We start from the raw sequence: 17599 nt of genomic DNA, 5'->3' as shown, positions 1-17599 counted from the left end.
TCAATGCCTCACATTTTGATCGTGGAAGACGAAACCATCATCCGCTCCGCCCTGCGTCGACTGTTGGAACGTAATCAGTACCAGGTCAGCGAAGCCGGATCCGTGCAGGAAGCTCAGGAACGTTTCAGCATCCCTTCGTTTGACCTGATCGTCAGCGATTTGCGCCTGCCCGGCGCCCCCGGCACAGAGCTGATCAAGCTCGGCCAGGGCAAACCCGTGCTGATCATGACCAGTTACGCCAGCCTGCGCTCGGCCGTGGACTCGATGAAAATGGGCGCGGTGGATTACATCGCCAAACCCTTCGACCACGACGAAATGCTTCAGGCCGTTTCGCGCATCCTTCGCGATCGCCAGACGCTGCAAAGCATGCAGGCCGAACGCGCCGCCACCGCAAAAACTGCGACGGGCGACAAGTCCGGTCCGGACAACAGCAACGGCGAGATCGGCATCATCGGCTCGTGCCCGCCGATGCAGGACATGTACAGCAAGATCCGCAAAGTCGCGCCAACCGACTCCAACGTGCTGATTCAGGGCGAGTCCGGTACGGGCAAGGAACTGGTGGCCCGCGCGCTGCATAACTTGTCCCGTCGCGCCAAGGCCCCGATGATTTCGGTCAACTGCGCAGCGATTCCGGAATCCCTCATCGAATCCGAGCTGTTCGGCCACGAAAAAGGGGCGTTTACCGGTGCCAGTGCCGGTCGTGCCGGTCTCGTGGAAGCCGCGGATGGCGGCACGTTGTTTCTCGATGAAATCGGCGAACTCCCGCTTGAGGCGCAGGCCCGCCTGTTGCGCGTCCTGCAAGAAGGCGAAATTCGCCGGGTGGGCTCGGTGCAGTCGCAAAAAGTCGACGTGCGCCTGATCGCCGCGACTCACCGCGACCTAAAGAGCCTGGCCAAAGTGGGCCAGTTCCGCGAAGACTTGTACTACCGCCTGCACGTGATCGCGCTGAAACTGCCCGCGCTGCGTGAACGCGGGGCAGACGTCAATGAAATCGCCAATGCGTTCCTGGCGCGGCAGAGCCTCAAGGCCGGTCGTAGCGACTTGCGTTTCGCGCCGGATGCCGAGCAAGCGATTAGACACTATTCGTGGCCCGGTAACGTGCGAGAGCTCGAGAACGCGGTCGAGCGCGCGGTAATTCTGTGTGAAAGCCCGGACATTTCTGCCGAGCTGCTGGGCATCGATATCGAGCTGAGTGACCTCGACGTCAACGAGTTCATCGGCCTTGCACCCCAAGCGTCAGGCTCGTCGAGCTCCACGGCTGGTGAGCCGACCGAGGACTTGTCGCTGGAGGACTATTTCCAGCACTTCGTTCTGGAGCATCAGGACCACATGACCGAAACCGAACTGGCGCGCAAGCTGGGCGTCAGCCGCAAGTGCCTGTGGGAGCGTCGCCAACGCCTGGGCATTCCGCGACGCAAGACCGGAGTGGCCAGCGAAACGTGAGCGCATCTTCGCGCAGGCTCTGGCACGCGGGTTACGCGCTATGTGAAAAAACTGTTACCTCATAAATGGTGACGTAACAAAACCGGGGCGTACGGTAACGAACCCCCGGTTTTTTTTCGCCCGTGCAAAATAGCGTCAATTTGCCACACCCTTGCATTCCGCGGCGTGTAGCCTGTTTTTCAAAAGTTGGCACAGGTACTGCTATATGTATTCGTACAAGAACAACAAAAATCAGTCACCCGAAACACCAACATAATAAAAACAAGACGAAACGACTCACGCATAACAAGAACAACACGGCGGAGGCGCAGCTAACTGATTCTTTTGGAGAGGCGTTGCATTTGGGACTTGTCCCGCAACCAGGCCGAGAACAACAAAAACTACCCTTAGGTAGAGCCTGAACTGGTTGGATCGATAGATCACTGCCGCACAGCGACCAAAGCAATCCGTTTGCTCTTGACTCCCGATTGGGAGGTTTCACAGGCGAAAGCTGTGAATTGGGCGGTCAACAACAATAAAAAGCCCATCAGACAATAAAAATAAGAGCACGCACTTTGGGGGAGCTTCGGCTCCCCCAGTAGCATCTGCAATAAACCCCGTCCTGCTCGCCCCCCCTTGCACCCATTGTGCAGTCCGCCCCCAGGCGCCTATCGAGCTGCCTCCTACACCATCCCTCGACTAAATGCTAGAATCCCCGCCCATCGTGCGGTCACTCTTCGAAATTGGCCGAATATTCCTTCAAACAGTGCCTCCCATGCTGAAGAAGCTGTTCCAGTCATTCCGTTCCCCACTGCGCAAGCCGCAGCAACATGTGCGCACAACGCCTGAAGTGCTCAGCGGTAGCCAGCATTCGTTGCAACGCAATCAATTCAGCCGCTATGCGGTGAATATCGTCGAGCGCCTGCAGACCGCCGGCTACCAGGCCTATCTGGTCGGTGGCTGTGTCCGCGACATGATGCTCGGCATCACGCCCAAGGATTTCGACGTCGCCACCAGTGCCACGCCCGAGCAAATCCGCGCCGAGTTTCGCAACGCCCGTATCATCGGCCGCCGCTTCAAGCTGGTTCATATCCACTTCGGCCGTGAAATCATTGAAGTCGCGACCTTCCGCGCCAATCACCCGATCGATGACGAAGACGAAGACAGCAACCAGTCTTCGCGCAACGAGAGCGGGCGCATTCTGCGTGACAACGTCTACGGCACTCTCGAGGACGACGCCCAGCGCCGGGACTTCACGATCAACGCCCTGTATTACGATCCGGTCACCGAGCGCGTCCTCGATTACGCCAATGGCGTACACGACATCCGCAATCGCCTGATTCGTCTGATCGGCGACCCTCAGCAGCGTTACAAGGAAGACCCGGTGCGCATGCTGCGGGCCGTGCGTTTCGCCGCCAAGCTGGATTTCGGCATCGAGAAGCACAGCGCCACGCCCATTCGCCCGCTGGCGCCGATGCTGCGCGATATCCCGTCTGCGCGTCTGTTTGAAGAAGTACTGAAGCTGTTCCTCTCGGGTTACGCCGAGGCCACGTTTGAGATGCTGGTCGATCTCGAACTGTTCGAGCCGCTGTTCCCGGCCAGCTCCAAGGCGCTGGAATACAACCCGACTTACACCCACACGCTGATCAGCGAGGCGTTGGCCAACACCGATCTGCGCATCAAGCAGAACAAACCGGTCACACCGGCGTTCCTGTTCGCTGCCCTACTGTGGCCTGCCCTGCCCGCCCGCGTGCTGCGTCTGCAAGAGCGCGGCATGCCGCCGATCCCGGCCATGCAGGAAGCGGCTCACGAACTGATCACCGAACAGTGCCAGCGGATCGCGATTCCGAAACGCTTCACCATGCCGATCCGCGAGATCTGGGACATGCAGGAACGTCTGCCGCGCCGATCGGGCAAACGCGCCGACCTGCTGCTGGAAAACCCGCGCTTCCGTGCCGGCTACGACTTCCTGTTGCTGCGCGAATCCGCTGGCGAAGAAACCGAGGGCCTGGGTGAATGGTGGACCGACTATCAGGACGCCAATGATTCCGGACGCCGCGACATGATTCGTGACTTGGGCAACAAGCCCGATGCCACCGGCCAAGGCCCGCGCAAACGTCGTCGCAGCAGCAGCGGCAAGCGCAAACGCGCTGGCGTCGACGGGGCGGAATAACACCCGATGATCGAGCGCGTTTACGTCGGCCTGGGGAGCAACCTGGCCGACCCTGCCGAACAGTTGCGCGAAGCGATCAAGGCCATGGGCCTGTTACCGCAAAGCGGTCTGTCTGGCGTTTCCTCTTTCTATGTCAGCGACTCGCTGTTGCCGGGTCAGCCGCGCTACACCAATGCGGTGGCTGCGCTCGACACCTCGCTCCCCCCACTGGCGCTGCTCGACGCCTTGCAAGGCATCGAAAACGATCAGGGCCGCGAGCGCCTCGAACGCTGGGGGCCGCGCACGCTGGACCTCGACATCCTGTTGTTCGGCGATCGCCTCATCGATGAGCCGCGACTGAAGGTGCCGCATTACCAGATGCAGGCGCGCGCGTTTGTGCTGTACCCACTGGCCGAGCTGGCACCGGGCATCACCCTCGCTGATGGCCGCGCGCTGAATGATTTGCTTGCCCAGTGCCCGTTCGAAGGCCTGGAACGATCGCCGAGCTGAAGCTGTTCTGCGGGCAGGTTCAAACCGGTAACACCCGGAATTGACTTCCCGCCCCCTCCTCACGAAGATAAGCGTCCCAAAGCCGGACGACCGGCCAAAAGGCGCGGATCAGGCCGTTGCAAACATCGCAAAACGACGATGTGCCTGCCTCCCAAGATGAATCACGCGTTGCTCGCCGCAGTATTCACAGCGCCTGAATGAGGACTTTCCATGCCCGATATCACCGTTACGTCCCTGCTGGCTTTGAAGCAGAAAGGTGAAAAAATCACCATGCTGACCTGCTACGACGCGACTTTTGCCCACACCGCCAGCCAGGCCGGTGTGGAAGTGCTGCTGGTCGGCGACTCGCTGGGCATGGTCCTTCAGGGCCACGACAGCACACTGCCTGTCACCACCGCCGAGATGGCGTACCACGTGGCCGGCGTCAAACGCGGCAACCAGGGCGCGCTGATTCTGGTGGATCTGCCGTTCATGTCCTACGCCACTCCTGAGCAGACCTTCGCCAACAGCGCCACGCTGATGCAAGCGGGTGCGCACATGGTCAAGATCGAAGGCGCGGCGTGGCTTGCAGACTCGATCCGGCTGCTGGCCGAGCGCGGCGTTCCCGTCTGTGCACACATGGGCCTGACGCCTCAGGCGGTCAACGTGCTGGGCGGCTATAAAGTGCAGGGTCGGCTGGAGTCGCAGGCGCGGCAGATGCGGGCCGACGCGATTACCCTTGAGCAGGCCGGCGCCGCGATGATTCTGCTGGAATGCGTGCCGAGCGAGCTGGCCCAGGAAATCACCCACGCCGTGAAGATTCCGGTGATGGGGATTGGCGCCGGCAGCGCCACAGACGGTCAGGTGCTGGTGCTTCACGACATGCTCGGCCTGTCGATCACCGGCCGTGTGCCCAAGTTCGTGAAGAATTTCATGGCCGGTCAGCCGGACATCCAGTCGGCGATCGCCGCGTATGTCAGCGCGGTCAAAGACGTCAGCTTCCCCGCTCCAGAACACGGATTCTCGGCATGAACACAGTTAAAACCGTTCGTGAGTTGCGCGCCGTCGTCGCACGCGCACGCAGCGAAGGCAAACGCATCGCCCTGGTGCCCACCATGGGCAACCTGCACAGCGGCCATATCGCGTTGGTCACCAAAGCCGTTCAACGCGCTGATTTCGTGATCGCCAGCATCTTCGTCAACCCGCTTCAGTTTGGCCCCAATGAAGACCTGGCGTCGTACCCGCGGACCCTGGCCGCCGATCAGGAGCAGTTGCTTCAGGCCGGGTGCCACCTGTTGTTCACACCGACGGTCGATGAAATGTACCCCCATGGCATGGCCGATCAGACCATCGTGCGCGTGCCGGTGGTGTCAGAAGGTCTGTGTGGCGGCAGCCGTCCTGGTCACTTCGACGGCGTTTCGACGGTGGTCAGCAAGCTGTTCAACATGGTGCAGCCGGACATCGCGATTTTCGGTCAGAAGGATTTCCAGCAGCTGGCCGTCGTCAACGCACTGGTGCGTGACCTGAACATGCCCATTCAAATCATCGGCGAACCCACCGTGCGTGCCGCCGACGGCCTGGCCCTGTCGTCGCGCAATGGCTACCTGACTGAAGCCCAGCGCGCTGCAGCGCCTGCGTTGTACCGCGTCATCAAACAGATCGGCACGGCGTTGCAGAATGGCGAGCAGGATCACCAGCAGTTGATAGGCGAGGGTGTGAAAGCGCTCGAAGCGGCGGGCTTTCGTACTGATTACCTGGAGGTTCGCAACGCGGTCAACCTGCGCCCTGCGACCCCGGATGATCATGATCTGGTTGTGCTGGGCGCGGCGTTCATGGGCAAGACGCGCCTGATCGACAACCTGCATCTGGTCAAGGAATAACCTGCACACCCGGCTGAAGGACGCGCCCGGTCATGTGTAAAGCAAAAGTCACGTGATCGGATGACCATCTGCGCCTATGCTCACTGCGCAAACCCGTTGTGGAGCGCAGGCCTTGGCCTTCGCTGGGCGCTGGTGATGAACTTAGCCAGACCCGCAATGCCATACCGATACAGTTCGTGTCAGACAAGCAACTCTACTCTGTGAGAAAAAGTACCGAGCAAAAGTAAAGCAAGGCGCAGACATCGGCGTTGCCTGGGACTAGTCTCTGATGCACCCACGAATTCATGTCCAATCCTGCTTTTCAGCGTCCAAAAGGCAGTTCAAGTACAAGGAAACCCGCAGCGATGGCGTACTACCGCACTCCTCATGACGTCACTACCCTGCCCGCCTGGCAGGCGCTCAAAGATCACCGCGAAGCGATGCAGAATTTCAGCATGCGCGAAGCGTTCAACGCCGACCCGAAGCGTTTCGACGAATTCACGCTCAGCAGTGCCGGTCTGTTTCTCGACTACTCGAAGAACCTGATCACCGCCGAGACCCGCCAGTTGCTGGTTAATCTCGCCAATGAAGTCGGCCTGAAAGAAGCCATCAAGGCGCAGTACGACGGCGAGCTGGTCAACGCTTCGGAAGGTCGCCCGGCGCTGCACACCGCGCTGCGTCGTCCGGTGGGCGACAAGCTGCTGGTCAACGGCGTCAACGTGATGCCCGAAGTGCACAAGGTCCTGAACCAGATCACTGATCTGGTCGGGCGCATTCACGACGGTCTGTGGCGCGGCTACACCGAAAAGCCGATCACCGACGTGGTCAATATCGGCATCGGCGGCTCGTTCCTGGGTCCTGAGCTGGTGTCGGAAGCGCTGTTGTCCTACGCGCAGAAAGGCGTTTGCTGCCATTACCTGGCGAACATCGACGGCACCGAGCTGCACGAGCTGACCCAGAAGCTGCGCGCGGAGACCACGCTGTTCATCGTTTCGTCCAAGACCTTCACTACCCTCGAAACTCTGAAGAACGCCACCGCTGCCCGCGCCTGGTACCTCGCTCAGGGCGGGTCCGAAGCCGAGCTGTATCGCCACTTCATCGCGGTGTCGAGCAACAACGCCGCGGCGGTTGCTTTCGGGATTCGTGAAGAGAACATCTTCCCGATGTGGGACTGGGTTGGCGGCCGTTACTCGCTGTGGTCGGCCATCGGCCTGCCTATCGCGCTGGCGATCGGCATGTCCAACTTCAAGGAGCTGTTGTCCGGCGCCTACACCATGGATCAGCACTTCCAGAACGCCGAGTTCGAAGAGAACATGCCGGTGCTGCTGGGCTTGCTGGGTATCTGGTATGGCAATTTCTGGGACGCGCAAAGCCACGCGATCCTGCCGTACGACCATTACCTGCGCAACATCACCAAGCATCTGCAACAGCTGGACATGGAATCCAACGGCAAGAGCGTTCGCCAGGACGGCGTGCCGGTCAAAACCGACACAGGCCCGGTCATCTGGGGTGGCGTCGGCGCGAACGGTCAGCACGCATATCACCAGTTGCTGCACCAAGGCACCCAGATGATTCCTGCTGACTTCATCGTGCCGATCGTCAGTTTCAACCCAGTGTCTGACCACCATCAGTGGCTGTACGCCAACTGCCTGTCCCAAAGCCAGGCCTTGATGCAGGGTAAAACCCGCCCCGAAGCCGAAGCCGAACTGCGCGCCAAGGGCGTACCGGAAGAAGAAGTGCAGCGTGTCGCGCCGCACAAGGTCATTCCGGGCAACCGTCCGAGCAATACCATCGTCGTCGAGCGCATCAGCCCTCGCCGCCTGGGCGCACTGGTCGCGATGTACGAGCACAAGGTGTTCGTGCAAAGCGTGGTCTGGGGCACCAACGCCTTCGACCAATGGGGTGTTGAACTGGGCAAGGAGCTGGGCAAAGGCGTTTACAGCCGCCTTGTCGGCACCGACGAAACGGTCGCTGAAGACGCTTCGACCCAGGGCCTGATCAATTACTTCCGCGGTCGTCACCGCGGCTGATCTGCCGTCCTGTTACACCCTCGAAACCCGCTGTCTCCCAAGAGGCAGCGGGTTTCGTGCGTCTGGGCTTCAGTCTTCCAAATCAGGCAGCGCCACAACGATATGAACCGGGCGACAAAGGGCTTAAATTATCATCGTCATTCATGCAACCATGCTCTCCCTTGATCCGGCTGCCCCGCTGTTTTCTTCACCTTTTCAAGCCCGGGCTCGCGCCGCGTCGCACACCACTGAGGATTCGCACCATGCAAGACGTCGTAATCGTTGCCGCTACCCGCACGGCTGTGGGCAGTTTCCAAGGTTCGCTGGCGAATGTTCCTGCGGTGGATCTCGGCGCTGCCGTCATCCGCCAACTGCTGGAGCAGACCGGTCTGGACGGCGCGCAGGTCGATGAGGTGATCATGGGTCAGGTGCTGACGGCGGGCGCCGGACAGAATCCTGCACGTCAGGCCGCGATCAAGGCGGGCTTGCCGTTCACGGTGCCGGCCATGACGCTGAACAAGGTCTGTGGCTCGGGGCTCAAGGCGCTGCATCTGGGGACGCAGGCGATTCGCTGCGGCGACGCGGAAGTGATCATCGCCGGCGGCCAGGAAAACATGAGCCTGTCCAACTATGTGATGCCGGGCGCGCGAACCGGTCTGCGCATGGGCCACGCGACGATGGTCGACACGATGATCAGCGATGGCCTGTGGGATGCGTTCAACGATTACCACATGGGCATCACGGCCGAGAACCTGGCCGATCAATACGACATCAGCCGTGAGGCGCAGGATGCGTTTGCTGCGGCGTCCCAACAGAAAGCAACTGCCGCCATTGAAGCCGGGCGCTTCGTGGATGAGATCACCCCGATCCTGATTCCTCAGCGCAAGGGCGATCCGCTGTCTTTCAGCACCGACGAGCAGCCTCGTGCGGCGACCACTGTCGAGTTACTGGGGAAGCTCAAGCCCGCGTTCAAAAAGGACGGCTCGGTCACGGCAGGCAATGCCTCGTCGCTGAATGACGGCGCGGCAGCGGTCATTCTGATGAGTGCCCGAAAAGCAGAAGAACTGGGCTTGCCGGTGCTGGCGCGGATTGCCGCTTACGCGAACGCCGGCGTCGATCCGGCGATCATGGGCATCGGCCCGGTGAGCGCAACCCGCCGCTGCCTGGACAAGGCGGGTTGGTCGCTGGAGGAGCTCGATCTGATCGAAGCCAACGAAGCCTTCGCGGCGCAGTCTTTGTCGGTTGGCAAGGAATTGGGCTGGGACATGAACAAGGTCAACGTCAACGGCGGCGCCATCGCCATCGGCCACCCGATCGGCGCGTCGGGCTGCCGCGTGCTGGTGACGCTGCTGCACGAAATGATCAAGCGCGACGCGAAGAAAGGCTTGGCGACGCTGTGCATTGGCGGCGGACAAGGCGTGGCGCTGGCGTTGGCGCGGTCTTAACAATCTGGGCAGTACGTAGCCGTAGGACCGACTTCAGCCGGGAAGAGGCCGGTGCGGACACTCTCACTGTTGCGGTGCAGCGAATGACGCATTCCCGGCTAAAGCCAGTCCCACTAAACGCACGCGCTCGGTCAGTAGGACCGGCTTCAGCCGGGAAGAGGCCGGTGTGAATACCCGCAGTTTTGCGGTGTGACGCCTGACGCATTCCCGGCTGAAGCCGGTCCTACTAAACGCACGCGGTCAGTCAGTGGGACCTGCGTCGCATGCAGATCACTGCCAGCCAAACTTGCGTACGTAGAACCCCTTCACCGCCTGGGTCAGCGCCACGTAGGCGATCAGGATCAGCGGCAGGATGGCGAAGTACAGCGGTGGCAGCGCTTGCAGTTTGAAGTAGTGCGCCAGCGGGCCCATCGGCAGGAAGATGCCCACGGCCATGATGACACCGGTCATCACCATCAACGGCATCGCCGCACGGCTTTGCAGGAACGGGATTTTCGGTGTGCGGATCATGTGCACGATCAACGTTTGCGTCAGCAGGCCCACGACAAACCAGCCCGACTGAAACAGGGTCTGATGCTCAGGCGTGTTGGCGCCGAACACGTACCACATGACCGCGAACGTGGTGATGTCGAAGATCGAGCTGATCGGCCCGAAAAACAGCATGAAGCGTCCTACATCCGCAGGCTGCCAGCGCTGGGGTTTTTTCAGCAGTTCCTCATCGACGTTATCGAAAGGGATGGCGATCTGGGAAATGTCGTACAGCAGGTTCTGCACCAGCAGGTGCATCGGCAGCATCGGTAGAAACGGGATGAACGCACTGGCAACCAGCACCGAGAACACGTTGCCGAAGTTGGAACTGGCCGTCATTTTGATGTACTTGAGCATGTTGGCGAAGGTCCGGCGCCCTTCCAGCACGCCCTCCTCCAGCACCATCAGGCTCTTCTCCAACAGAATGATGTCGGCCGCTTCCTTGGCGATGTCCACCGCGGTGTCCACGGAAATACCGATGTCGGCCGTGCGCAGCGCCGGCGCGTCGTTGATGCCGTCGCCCATGAAACCCACCACGTGCCCGTTGGCCTTGAGCAGCCGCACGATGCGCTCCTTGTGGGAAGGCGTCAGCTTGGCGAACACGTTGGTGGTCTCGACCGCGACCGCCAGTTCGGCATCGCTCATCCGCTCGATATCACCCCCCATCAGCAGGCCCTGACGCTCCAGCCCGACTTCGCGGCAGATCTTCGCGGTGACGCGTTCGTTGTCGCCGGTCAGCACTTTCACCGCCACGCCATGCTCGGCCAACGCTTTAAGCGCCGGTGCCGTGCTTTCCTTCGGCGGATCGAGAAACGCCACATAACCGATCAGGGTCAGGTCGCTTTCGTCAGCCAGGCCGTAGGTGTCGCGGCCTGCCTCCATAGGACGCGCCGCCACCGCCACCACACGCAGACCTTCTTCGTTGAAAGCGGCGGTGACGCTTAGAATGCGCTCGAGCAGCTCAGGCGTCAGCGCTTCTTCGGCATCGCCATGACGCACGCGGTTGCACACGCTCAGCACTTCTTCCAGCGCGCCTTTGCAGATCAGCAGATGCGGCTCGTGCTGCTGTTGCACCACCACCGACATGCGCCGGCGATTGAAGTCGAACGGGACCTCATCGACCTTGCTGAACGCGGTGCCGACTTGCAGCTCGCGGTGAATCTCGACGTGCTCCAGCACCGCGACGTCCAGCAGGTTTTTCAGGCCGGTCTGGTAGTAGCTGTTGAGGTAGGCCATTTCCAGAACGTCGTCGGACTCATCGCCCCATACGTCGACATGGCGTGCGAGAAAAATCTTGTCCTGGGTCAGCGTGCCGGTCTTGTCGGTGCACAGCACGTCCATGGCGCCGAAGTTCTGGATGGCGTCGAGACGTTTGACGATAACTTTTTTGCGCGACAGAAACACCGCGCCCTTGGCCAGCGTCGAAGTGACGATCATCGGCAGCATTTCCGGGGTCAGGCCGACCGCGATGGACAGCGCGAACAGCAACGCTTCCATCCAGTCGCCCTTGGTGAAGCCATTGATGAACAACACCAGCGGCGCCATCACGAACATGAAGCGGATCAGCAGCCAGCTGACTTTATTGACCCCGGCCTGAAACGAGGTCGGCGCACGATCGGTGGCGCTGACCCGTTGCGCCAGCGCGCCGAAATAGGTGTGGTTGCCGGTGGCCAGGATGACACCCGTCGCCGCGCCGGACACCACGTTGGTGCCCATGAACAGAATGTTTTCCAGGTCCAGCGGGTTGCCCGTATCGACGCCCTGACGCCGCGCGAATTTCTCCACCGGCATGGATTCGCCAGTCATCGCGGCCTGGCTGACGAACAGGTCCTTGGCGCTGAGCACGCGGCAGTCCGCAGGGATCATGTCGCCGGCAGACAGCACGATTAGGTCGCCCGGTACCAGTTGCTTGATCGGCAGTTCAATGCGTTTTTGCTTTGCGTTATCGGCAGCGTCGAACGAGCTGTCGGCGCGGCGCATGACGGTCGCGGTGTTGCTGACCATTGCCTTGAGCGCGTCGGCGGCCTGATTGGAACGCGCCTCCTGCCAGAAACGCAGCAGCGTGGAGAGCACGACCATGGAGAAAATCACCGTGGCGGCTTTCATGTCTTCGGTCAGCCACGAGATGAACGCCAGCAGGGTCAGCAGCAGGTTGAACGGATTTCGATAGCAGTGCCACAAATGCACCCACCATGGCAGCGGCTGTTCGTGCTCGACTTCGTTGAGGCCGTGTTGCTCGCGCAGTTCGTGCGCTTCGGTTTCGGTGAGACCGTCGGCGTGGCTGCTCAGGCGTGCGAGCAATTCAGGCACATCGCTGCTGGCGCCGCGGGTCAGGGTTTGCGCGAGGGTGGGCGGCACTTCGCGGCTGACGGTGGCGTCGGTCACGCTGTCGAGCGTCGCCAGCCGACGGAAGTGCCGGCCGAGTTTGCGGGTGCGGACGAAGTCTGCGAGGAATTCTTTCAGGAGGGTGTACTTCATGGTTGTGTCCCCTGGACTGAAGGCTGCTGGAGCTGAAAGCACAGGAACCTTGAGCGGGTACGGCACGCCTCAGGCGCCGCGCTCGTTCATGAGCAGGCACCGCAGGCTGGCCCGCGCAGCAAAAGCCACGCGCGTCCGATGCGCAGACGAACGACAGACGCGTCGGTCATCACGCAGGATTGGGCGTCAGGGAAAGGACAGGGAAGCGGGCTCTGAGCAGAGTCCGCGGGCCACTGCCGCTTCTCACGTTATCGGCGAGATAGCGGCAGTGAAAAGACTGCGCGTTATCGTGCCGAGGATTGGCCGGTCGTTATCACCGGCTGACGTCTGTCACTCGAACAAGTACCCACTGTGGGTCTCCGCATTGGTTGAAAACGGGCGAAGCATACGCCCGGGTTGTATGAGAGTAAATCGCCAGCATGGAGGGTGTGGGGGTTAATGCGGATGTCTTCAGGGAAGGTTCAGGAAAGGCGGCAACGGTGCGGTATGTGGCGGCATTTGTGGGAGTGAGCTTGCTCACGAAGACGGCATTTCAGGCGATAAACGTGTAGCGGATGACTCGGCCTTTTCGCGAGCAAGCTCGCTGCCACAATGAGTGTCTGCAGTGCTGTGATGTTCGGCCACAGCAGACCGTATGAAATCGAACTGCTAAACTGCCGCGCCTCATTCCTGCCCCAAGGCCGAGCATGTCCTCGTTGAATCAGGCGCTCAGCGTCGCCCTCGATAATCGTCAATCCCTGCTGGCGGAACTGCACGCCGAAGGCACCGATTGTTATCGCCTGTTCCACGGCAGTCAGGAAGGCGCGAGCGGGCTGACCGTCGATCGTTACGGCCCGCAATTGCTGGTGCAGAGTTTCCACAACAGCCTGGATATCGAATCGCTGCTCGCGCTGCAGGCTACCGTCAATGGGCGGCTGGGCCTGGAACTGATGCTGGTTTATAACGACCGCTCCCAAGGCAACTCGCGGGTCGACCGGACTGACCCGATCTATAAAGCCGACGACGCGGCGCTGGCCGATCTGGTCGGCCATGAGTGGGGCCTGAATTACCGGGTGCGCGGTCGTCATGCCGGGCAGGATCCACTGCTGTTTCTCGACCTGCGCAACGCCCGCGGCTGGGTCAAGCAACATGCCGCCGGCAAGAGCGTGCTCAATCTGTTCGCCTACACCTGCGGCGTCGGCCTGAGCGCAGTGGCGGGTGGCGCGCGCGAGGTGTGCAACCTGGATTTCGCCGAGGGCAACCTGGCCGTCGGGCGCGAGAATGGCCAGCTCAATCCACAGCTGCCGACCATGCAGTTCGTGCAGTCCGATTACTTCCCGGCCATTCGCCAACTGGCCGGACTGCCCATCGCTTCCCGTCGCGGCCACAAGCTGCCGAGTTACGTGCGCCTCGATCAACGCCAATATGATCTGGTCTTGCTGGATCCGCCGGCCTGGGCCAAGAGCGCGTTCGGCACCGTCGATCTGCTGCGTGATTACCAGAGCCTGCTCAAACCCGCGCTGCTGACCACCGCCGAAGACGGCGTGCTGATCTGCTGCAACAACCTGGCGAAGGTCAGCCTCGACGATTGGCGCGAGCAGGTGCTGCGTTGCGCCAGCAAAATCGGCCGGCCCGTGCGCGACTGCCAGGTGCTGACCCCGGGCGCCGACTTTCCGTCACAGGACCAACAGCCCCCGCTCAAGACATTGATCTTGCAGCTGTGATGCGTGATCGGGTCTAAGGAAATTTCCCACAAGGATTGAAGCGACCGGATTCGGAACCAGATTGGCGTGCCATACTCCAAGGACCTCCCATCGAGAGAGTCGGCGACCTACATGCCCAAAGGATTGAAACGCGCCATCGGCGCCCTGCTGGCCGTCTTCGCCATTTACAGCGTGCTGGGGTTTCTGATCCTGCCCGGCGTGGCATTGCGAATCATCAATCAACAGCTGGCCAATTACGCCACGGTGCCGGCCAGGCTGGACCGTCTCGAACTCAATCCCTACAGCCTGGAAGTCACCCTCTGGGGCCTGAACATCGGGGCGCCGGGCAAGGAGCAAATCGGTTTCGCGCGGCTTTACGCCAACCTGCAAATCGACAGCCTCTGGACCAAAGCCCTGCACCTCAAGGCCGTCGAACTCGGTAAACCCAAGACCGAGTTGCTGTTCGCCAAAGACGGCACGCTCAATCTGGCCGGGCTGTTCAAGCTGCCGGCCAGCGAACCTGTTAAACCTGACGAACCCCCGAGCAAACCGTTCCCGCTGCGCATCGGCGAGATCAAGCTGGCCGACGGCTACGTGCATTTCCAGGACATGCGCCCCAGCGAGCCCATCGAGTTTCTCTACGACGCGCTGAATTTCGAGCTGAAAAACCTCAGCACGCTGCCGGAAGACAACGCCGACATGACCCTGGTCGCCGCGGGGCCTAACGGCGGTCAGATCGACTGGGTCGGGCGTATCAGCCTTGTGCCCCTCTCGTCCGAAGGCACGCTAAAAGTCACCGACGGCAAGATGGAAGTCTGGTGGCCCTACGTGCGCGACGCGCTGCCGCTGGTCCTCAAAGACGGCGTCCTCAATTTCAACACCCATTACACACTCAGTCTGGCGAAGGAAACCGAGCTGCTGCTGGACAAGACATCCCTGAGTGTTGCGCCCTTCGCCATTGATGCCCCGGACGGCAGACCGCTGGCGCGTCTGAAAAAACTGAGCATCAGCGACACGTCAATCGATCTGGCCAAGCAGTTGGTGTCCGTCGGCAAGATTCGCAGCGACGGCCTGGAAACCTGGGCGACGCGGGAGTCGGACGGCGAGCTGGACTGGCAGAAGCTATTCGCCAGCCAGCCGTCCAAAGCACAAGCCAAGAAAGTCGAGGCTGAAAAACAGCAGCCCGCGACAGCGACCGGCGCAGAAACCACCGCCAGCGCAAAACCAGCGGCGCCGAGCAAACCGTGGCAGGTATTGCTGCGGGATACGCAGCTGCGCGACTACCGGATTCATCTCGCCGACAAGGTCCCGAAAGAGCCTGTGGCGATTGATGTCGGCCCGCTGAACCTGGACCTGACCGGCTTCGACAGCCTCAACAAGTCACCCTTCAAGCTCAAGCTCGACACCGGTGTGGGCAAGCAAGGCAAGCTCACCGCCGAGGGCGAGGTGAATCTTGCGCCGGTGCGCGCCAATCTGAATGTCACTACGCGCGACATCGACCTGCGAGTGGCGCAGTCCTACGTCACGCCGTTCATTCGCCTGGAAGTGCGCAGCGGCATGCTCAACAGCGATCTGGCCGTGGACCTGAAAAGCACCGAGCCGTTGGCGCTTGGCATTACCGGCAAGGCGCAGGTCGACCAGTTGCACACCCTCGACACGCTCAAGTCGCGGGACTTCGTGAAGTGGCAGCGGCTAAATGTAGACGGGCTGAATTTCCAGCTGGGCGATAGCCTGACCATCGCTTCGATTAATGTCGATCAGCCGTATGCGCGCTTCGTGATCGCTGACGATCGCTCGACCAACATCGACGACCTGCTGATTCCGCAGCCTGCAGACAAGGCGCCTGCCGCGCCGAAAGCCAAAGCCGCCAGCAGCGAAAAGCCGATGGGCATTCGCATTGGCGAGGTCAACATCACCAACGGCTCGGCCAACTTCGCCGACTTCAGCCTGACACCGAACTTCGCCACGGCCGTTCAGCAACTCAACGGCAAAATCGGCACGCTGGATAACCGCCAGGACAAACCCGCGACGGTGAATATCAACGGTAAGGTGGATCGCTATGCGCCGGTGACCATCAAGGGCGCGCTGAACCCGTTCAACCCGATGGCGAGTCTGGACATCGCGACCAGCTTCAAGCGCGTGGAGCTGACCACGTTGACGCCCTACTCCGGCAAATTCGCCGGTTATCGCATTCGCAAGGGGCGTCTGAATCTGGATCTCCACTACCTGATTACCAAGGGCCAGCTCAAGGCTGAGAACAAGGTGGTGGTCGAGCAGTTGCAATTGGGTGAGAAGGTGGACAGCCCGGACGCGGTGAATCTGCCGCTGAAACTGGCGATTGCCCTGCTCAAGGATACCGATGGCAAGATTTCCATCGAGTTGCCCGTAACCGGCGATCTCAACAATCCGCAGTTCAGCGTGATGCCGATCGTCTGGCAGACCCTGCGCAATCTGGTGGTGAAGGCAGCGGCGGCGCCGTTCAAATTCATCGGTGGATTGATCAGCGGCGGTGGCGGATCGGAGGACCTGGGCACGGTGTCCTTCGCGCCAGGGGCTGAGGAGCTGAGCCCTGAGGCGATGGCTTCGCTGGACAAGCTGGCGGCAGCCTTAAAAGCCCGGCCAGCGTTGCGTCTTGAGATTGAAGGCACCAGCGCTGAAGCCAGCGACGGCCCGTTGATTGCCCAGCAACGACTGGAGCGTGAATACCAGAGCACGTACTACAAGATTCTCCAGCGCCGCGGCGACAAGGTGCCTGCGCAGCCGAGTGATCTGACGGTACCTGCGGATGAGAAGGCGCCGATGCTTGACGGTATTTATCGCACGCGCCTGAAACAGCAGCCGCCGGCCGAGTGGGTGAATATGGGCAAGGAAGAGCGTCAGAACAAGCTGCGCGAGGCGGTGCTCAAATCCTGGAGTTCGAGCGCGCTGCTGTTGCGTCAGCTCGGCCAGGCGCGGGCCGGAAGCATCAAGGACTACCTGGTCGACAAGGGCCAACTGGCAGACGAGCGGGTGTATTTCATCGACACCACCCTTGGCAAGCCGGAAAAAGACGGCCGCGTCATCAGCCCCCTGCACCTCGACAGCGAGTAATGATTTTGAAGAATGCGATAACGAGGATGGCGGTGATTCTCGGTATGACGGCGCTGCTTGGCATTGCCCAGGCAGACACATTGCGCTGTGGCAGCCAGCTGATCAGCGTCGGCGACCGGATGTTTGAAGTGCAGCAGAAATGCGGCCAGCCGGTCAGCCAGGACATCATCGGCTATAAGGAAACCGTCAATCACTACCGCCAGGTGGATCAGGTGCAAGTCCAGGAATGGATCTACGGCCCGAGCAACGGGATGTACCAGTATTTGCGGTTCGAAGGCGGGCGATTGGTGAGGATCGATAGCAAACGAGGGAGGTGATGGCTGCGGAAGATTTATTGTAATTGGATGGACTCGCCCAAGCCGAGGCGTCAGTAGCGCCACGGTGGCATTCTTAAGAAGCCAACGACAGCGAGGGCGAGCCCATGAAAAAGCATACGATCAAAAGT

Annotated in this window: 11 protein-coding genes; 10 read left to right on the top strand and 1 reads right to left on the bottom strand. The window is 60.9% G+C overall.

The genetic code is table 11. The features are described 5' to 3' along the window. Positions 1-3 precede the first annotated feature (3 nt). The 7 genes from SLW74_RS27015 to SLW74_RS26985 all read left to right on the top strand — a co-directional run bounded on the left by SLW74_RS27015 (position 4) and on the right by SLW74_RS26985 (position 9376). The gene (locus tag SLW74_RS27015; RefSeq protein ID WP_296306041.1) at positions 4-1443 is read left to right on the top strand and encodes a sigma-54-dependent transcriptional regulator; all 1440 of its coding nucleotides are present in this window, start codon (positions 4-6) and stop codon (positions 1441-1443) included. 754 nt (positions 1444-2197) lie between these two features. Continuing rightward, the gene (locus SLW74_RS27010) at positions 2198-3595 is read left to right on the top strand and encodes a polynucleotide adenylyltransferase PcnB (RefSeq protein ID WP_410930676.1); all 1398 of its coding nucleotides are present in this window, start codon (positions 2198-2200) and stop codon (positions 3593-3595) included. Between the two features lie 6 nt (positions 3596-3601). Beyond that, positions 3602-4084, top strand: a complete 483-nt coding sequence (gene folK, locus SLW74_RS27005) for a 2-amino-4-hydroxy-6-hydroxymethyldihydropteridine diphosphokinase (RefSeq protein WP_192135952.1) — start codon at positions 3602-3604, stop codon at positions 4082-4084. Between the two features lie 210 nt (positions 4085-4294). After that, positions 4295-5095 carry a 3-methyl-2-oxobutanoate hydroxymethyltransferase gene (gene panB / locus SLW74_RS27000; protein WP_410930675.1) on the top strand — a complete coding sequence of 267 codons (801 nt, stop codon included), beginning with the start codon at positions 4295-4297 and terminating at the stop codon, positions 5093-5095. Further along, positions 5092-5943, top strand: a complete 852-nt coding sequence (panC, locus tag SLW74_RS26995; protein ID WP_410930674.1) for a pantoate--beta-alanine ligase — start codon at positions 5092-5094, stop codon at positions 5941-5943. The genes panB and panC overlap by 4 nt, the downstream gene beginning before the upstream one ends. Positions 5944-6287: 344 nt before the next feature. Then, on the top strand, positions 6288-7952 hold the full coding sequence (gene pgi, locus SLW74_RS26990) for a glucose-6-phosphate isomerase (protein WP_410930673.1): 1665 nt from the start codon (positions 6288-6290) through the stop codon (positions 7950-7952). A 242-nt stretch (positions 7953-8194) separates the two neighbouring features. Beyond that, positions 8195-9376, top strand: coding sequence for an acetyl-CoA C-acetyltransferase (locus SLW74_RS26985; protein ID WP_065988303.1), 1182 nt, complete (start codon positions 8195-8197; stop codon positions 9374-9376). Positions 9377-9646: 270 nt separating this feature from the next. Here SLW74_RS26985 and mgtA read toward each other — a convergent pair whose 3' ends face one another. Then, entirely contained in the window at positions 9647-12382 is a 2736-nt protein-coding gene (mgtA, locus tag SLW74_RS26980) for a magnesium-translocating P-type ATPase (RefSeq protein WP_410930672.1), read from the bottom strand. A gap of 686 nt (positions 12383-13068) precedes the next feature. On the opposite strand from mgtA, the gene SLW74_RS26975 reads away from it, so the two are divergent. From SLW74_RS26975 to SLW74_RS26965, 3 genes are all read left to right on the top strand, one after another. After that, the gene (locus SLW74_RS26975) at positions 13069-14085 is read left to right on the top strand and encodes a class I SAM-dependent rRNA methyltransferase (protein ID WP_410930671.1); all 1017 of its coding nucleotides are present in this window, start codon (positions 13069-13071) and stop codon (positions 14083-14085) included. A gap of 111 nt (positions 14086-14196) precedes the next feature. Further along, a complete protein-coding gene (locus SLW74_RS26970; protein WP_410930670.1) occupies positions 14197-17154 on the top strand; it encodes a DUF748 domain-containing protein in 2958 nt (985 codons plus the stop codon). Positions 17155-17180: 26 nt separating this feature from the next. Further along, positions 17181-17471 (top strand): DUF2845 domain-containing protein, encoded by a 291-nt coding sequence (locus SLW74_RS26965; RefSeq protein WP_244160338.1) that lies wholly within the window; start codon positions 17181-17183, stop codon positions 17469-17471. Positions 17472-17599 lie beyond the last annotated feature (128 nt).

The sequence above is a fragment of the Pseudomonas sp. W5-36 genome (assembly GCF_046540455.1).
Lineage (GTDB): Bacteria > Pseudomonadota > Gammaproteobacteria > Pseudomonadales > Pseudomonadaceae > Aquipseudomonas > Aquipseudomonas graminis_B.
This window is presented reverse-complemented; position numbering and strand designations above follow the sequence as displayed.

What these genes read in the sequence shown, in the direction of transcription:
- SLW74_RS26970 (WP_410930670.1), top strand. Translation starts at nt 14,197, where the DNA reads ATGCCCAAAGGATTGAAACGCGCCATCGGCGCCCTGCTGGCCGTCTTC.
- SLW74_RS26975 (WP_410930671.1), top strand. Translation starts at nt 13,069, where the DNA reads ATGTCCTCGTTGAATCAGGCGCTCAGCGTCGCCCTCGATAATCGTCAA.
- SLW74_RS27010 (WP_410930676.1), top strand. Translation starts at nt 2,198, where the DNA reads ATGCTGAAGAAGCTGTTCCAGTCATTCCGTTCCCCACTGCGCAAGCCG.
- folK (WP_192135952.1), top strand. Translation starts at nt 3,602, where the DNA reads ATGATCGAGCGCGTTTACGTCGGCCTGGGGAGCAACCTGGCCGACCCT.
- panC (WP_410930674.1), top strand. Translation starts at nt 5,092, where the DNA reads ATGAACACAGTTAAAACCGTTCGTGAGTTGCGCGCCGTCGTCGCACGC.
- pgi (WP_410930673.1), top strand. Translation starts at nt 6,288, where the DNA reads ATGGCGTACTACCGCACTCCTCATGACGTCACTACCCTGCCCGCCTGG.
- mgtA (WP_410930672.1), bottom strand. Translation starts at nt 12,382, where the DNA reads ATGAAGTACACCCTCCTGAAAGAATTCCTCGCAGACTTCGTCCGCACC.
- SLW74_RS26985 (WP_065988303.1), top strand. Translation starts at nt 8,195, where the DNA reads ATGCAAGACGTCGTAATCGTTGCCGCTACCCGCACGGCTGTGGGCAGT.
- panB (WP_410930675.1), top strand. Translation starts at nt 4,295, where the DNA reads ATGCCCGATATCACCGTTACGTCCCTGCTGGCTTTGAAGCAGAAAGGT.
- SLW74_RS27015 (WP_296306041.1), top strand. Translation starts at nt 4, where the DNA reads ATGCCTCACATTTTGATCGTGGAAGACGAAACCATCATCCGCTCCGCC.
- SLW74_RS26965 (WP_244160338.1), top strand. Translation starts at nt 17,181, where the DNA reads ATGGCGGTGATTCTCGGTATGACGGCGCTGCTTGGCATTGCCCAGGCA.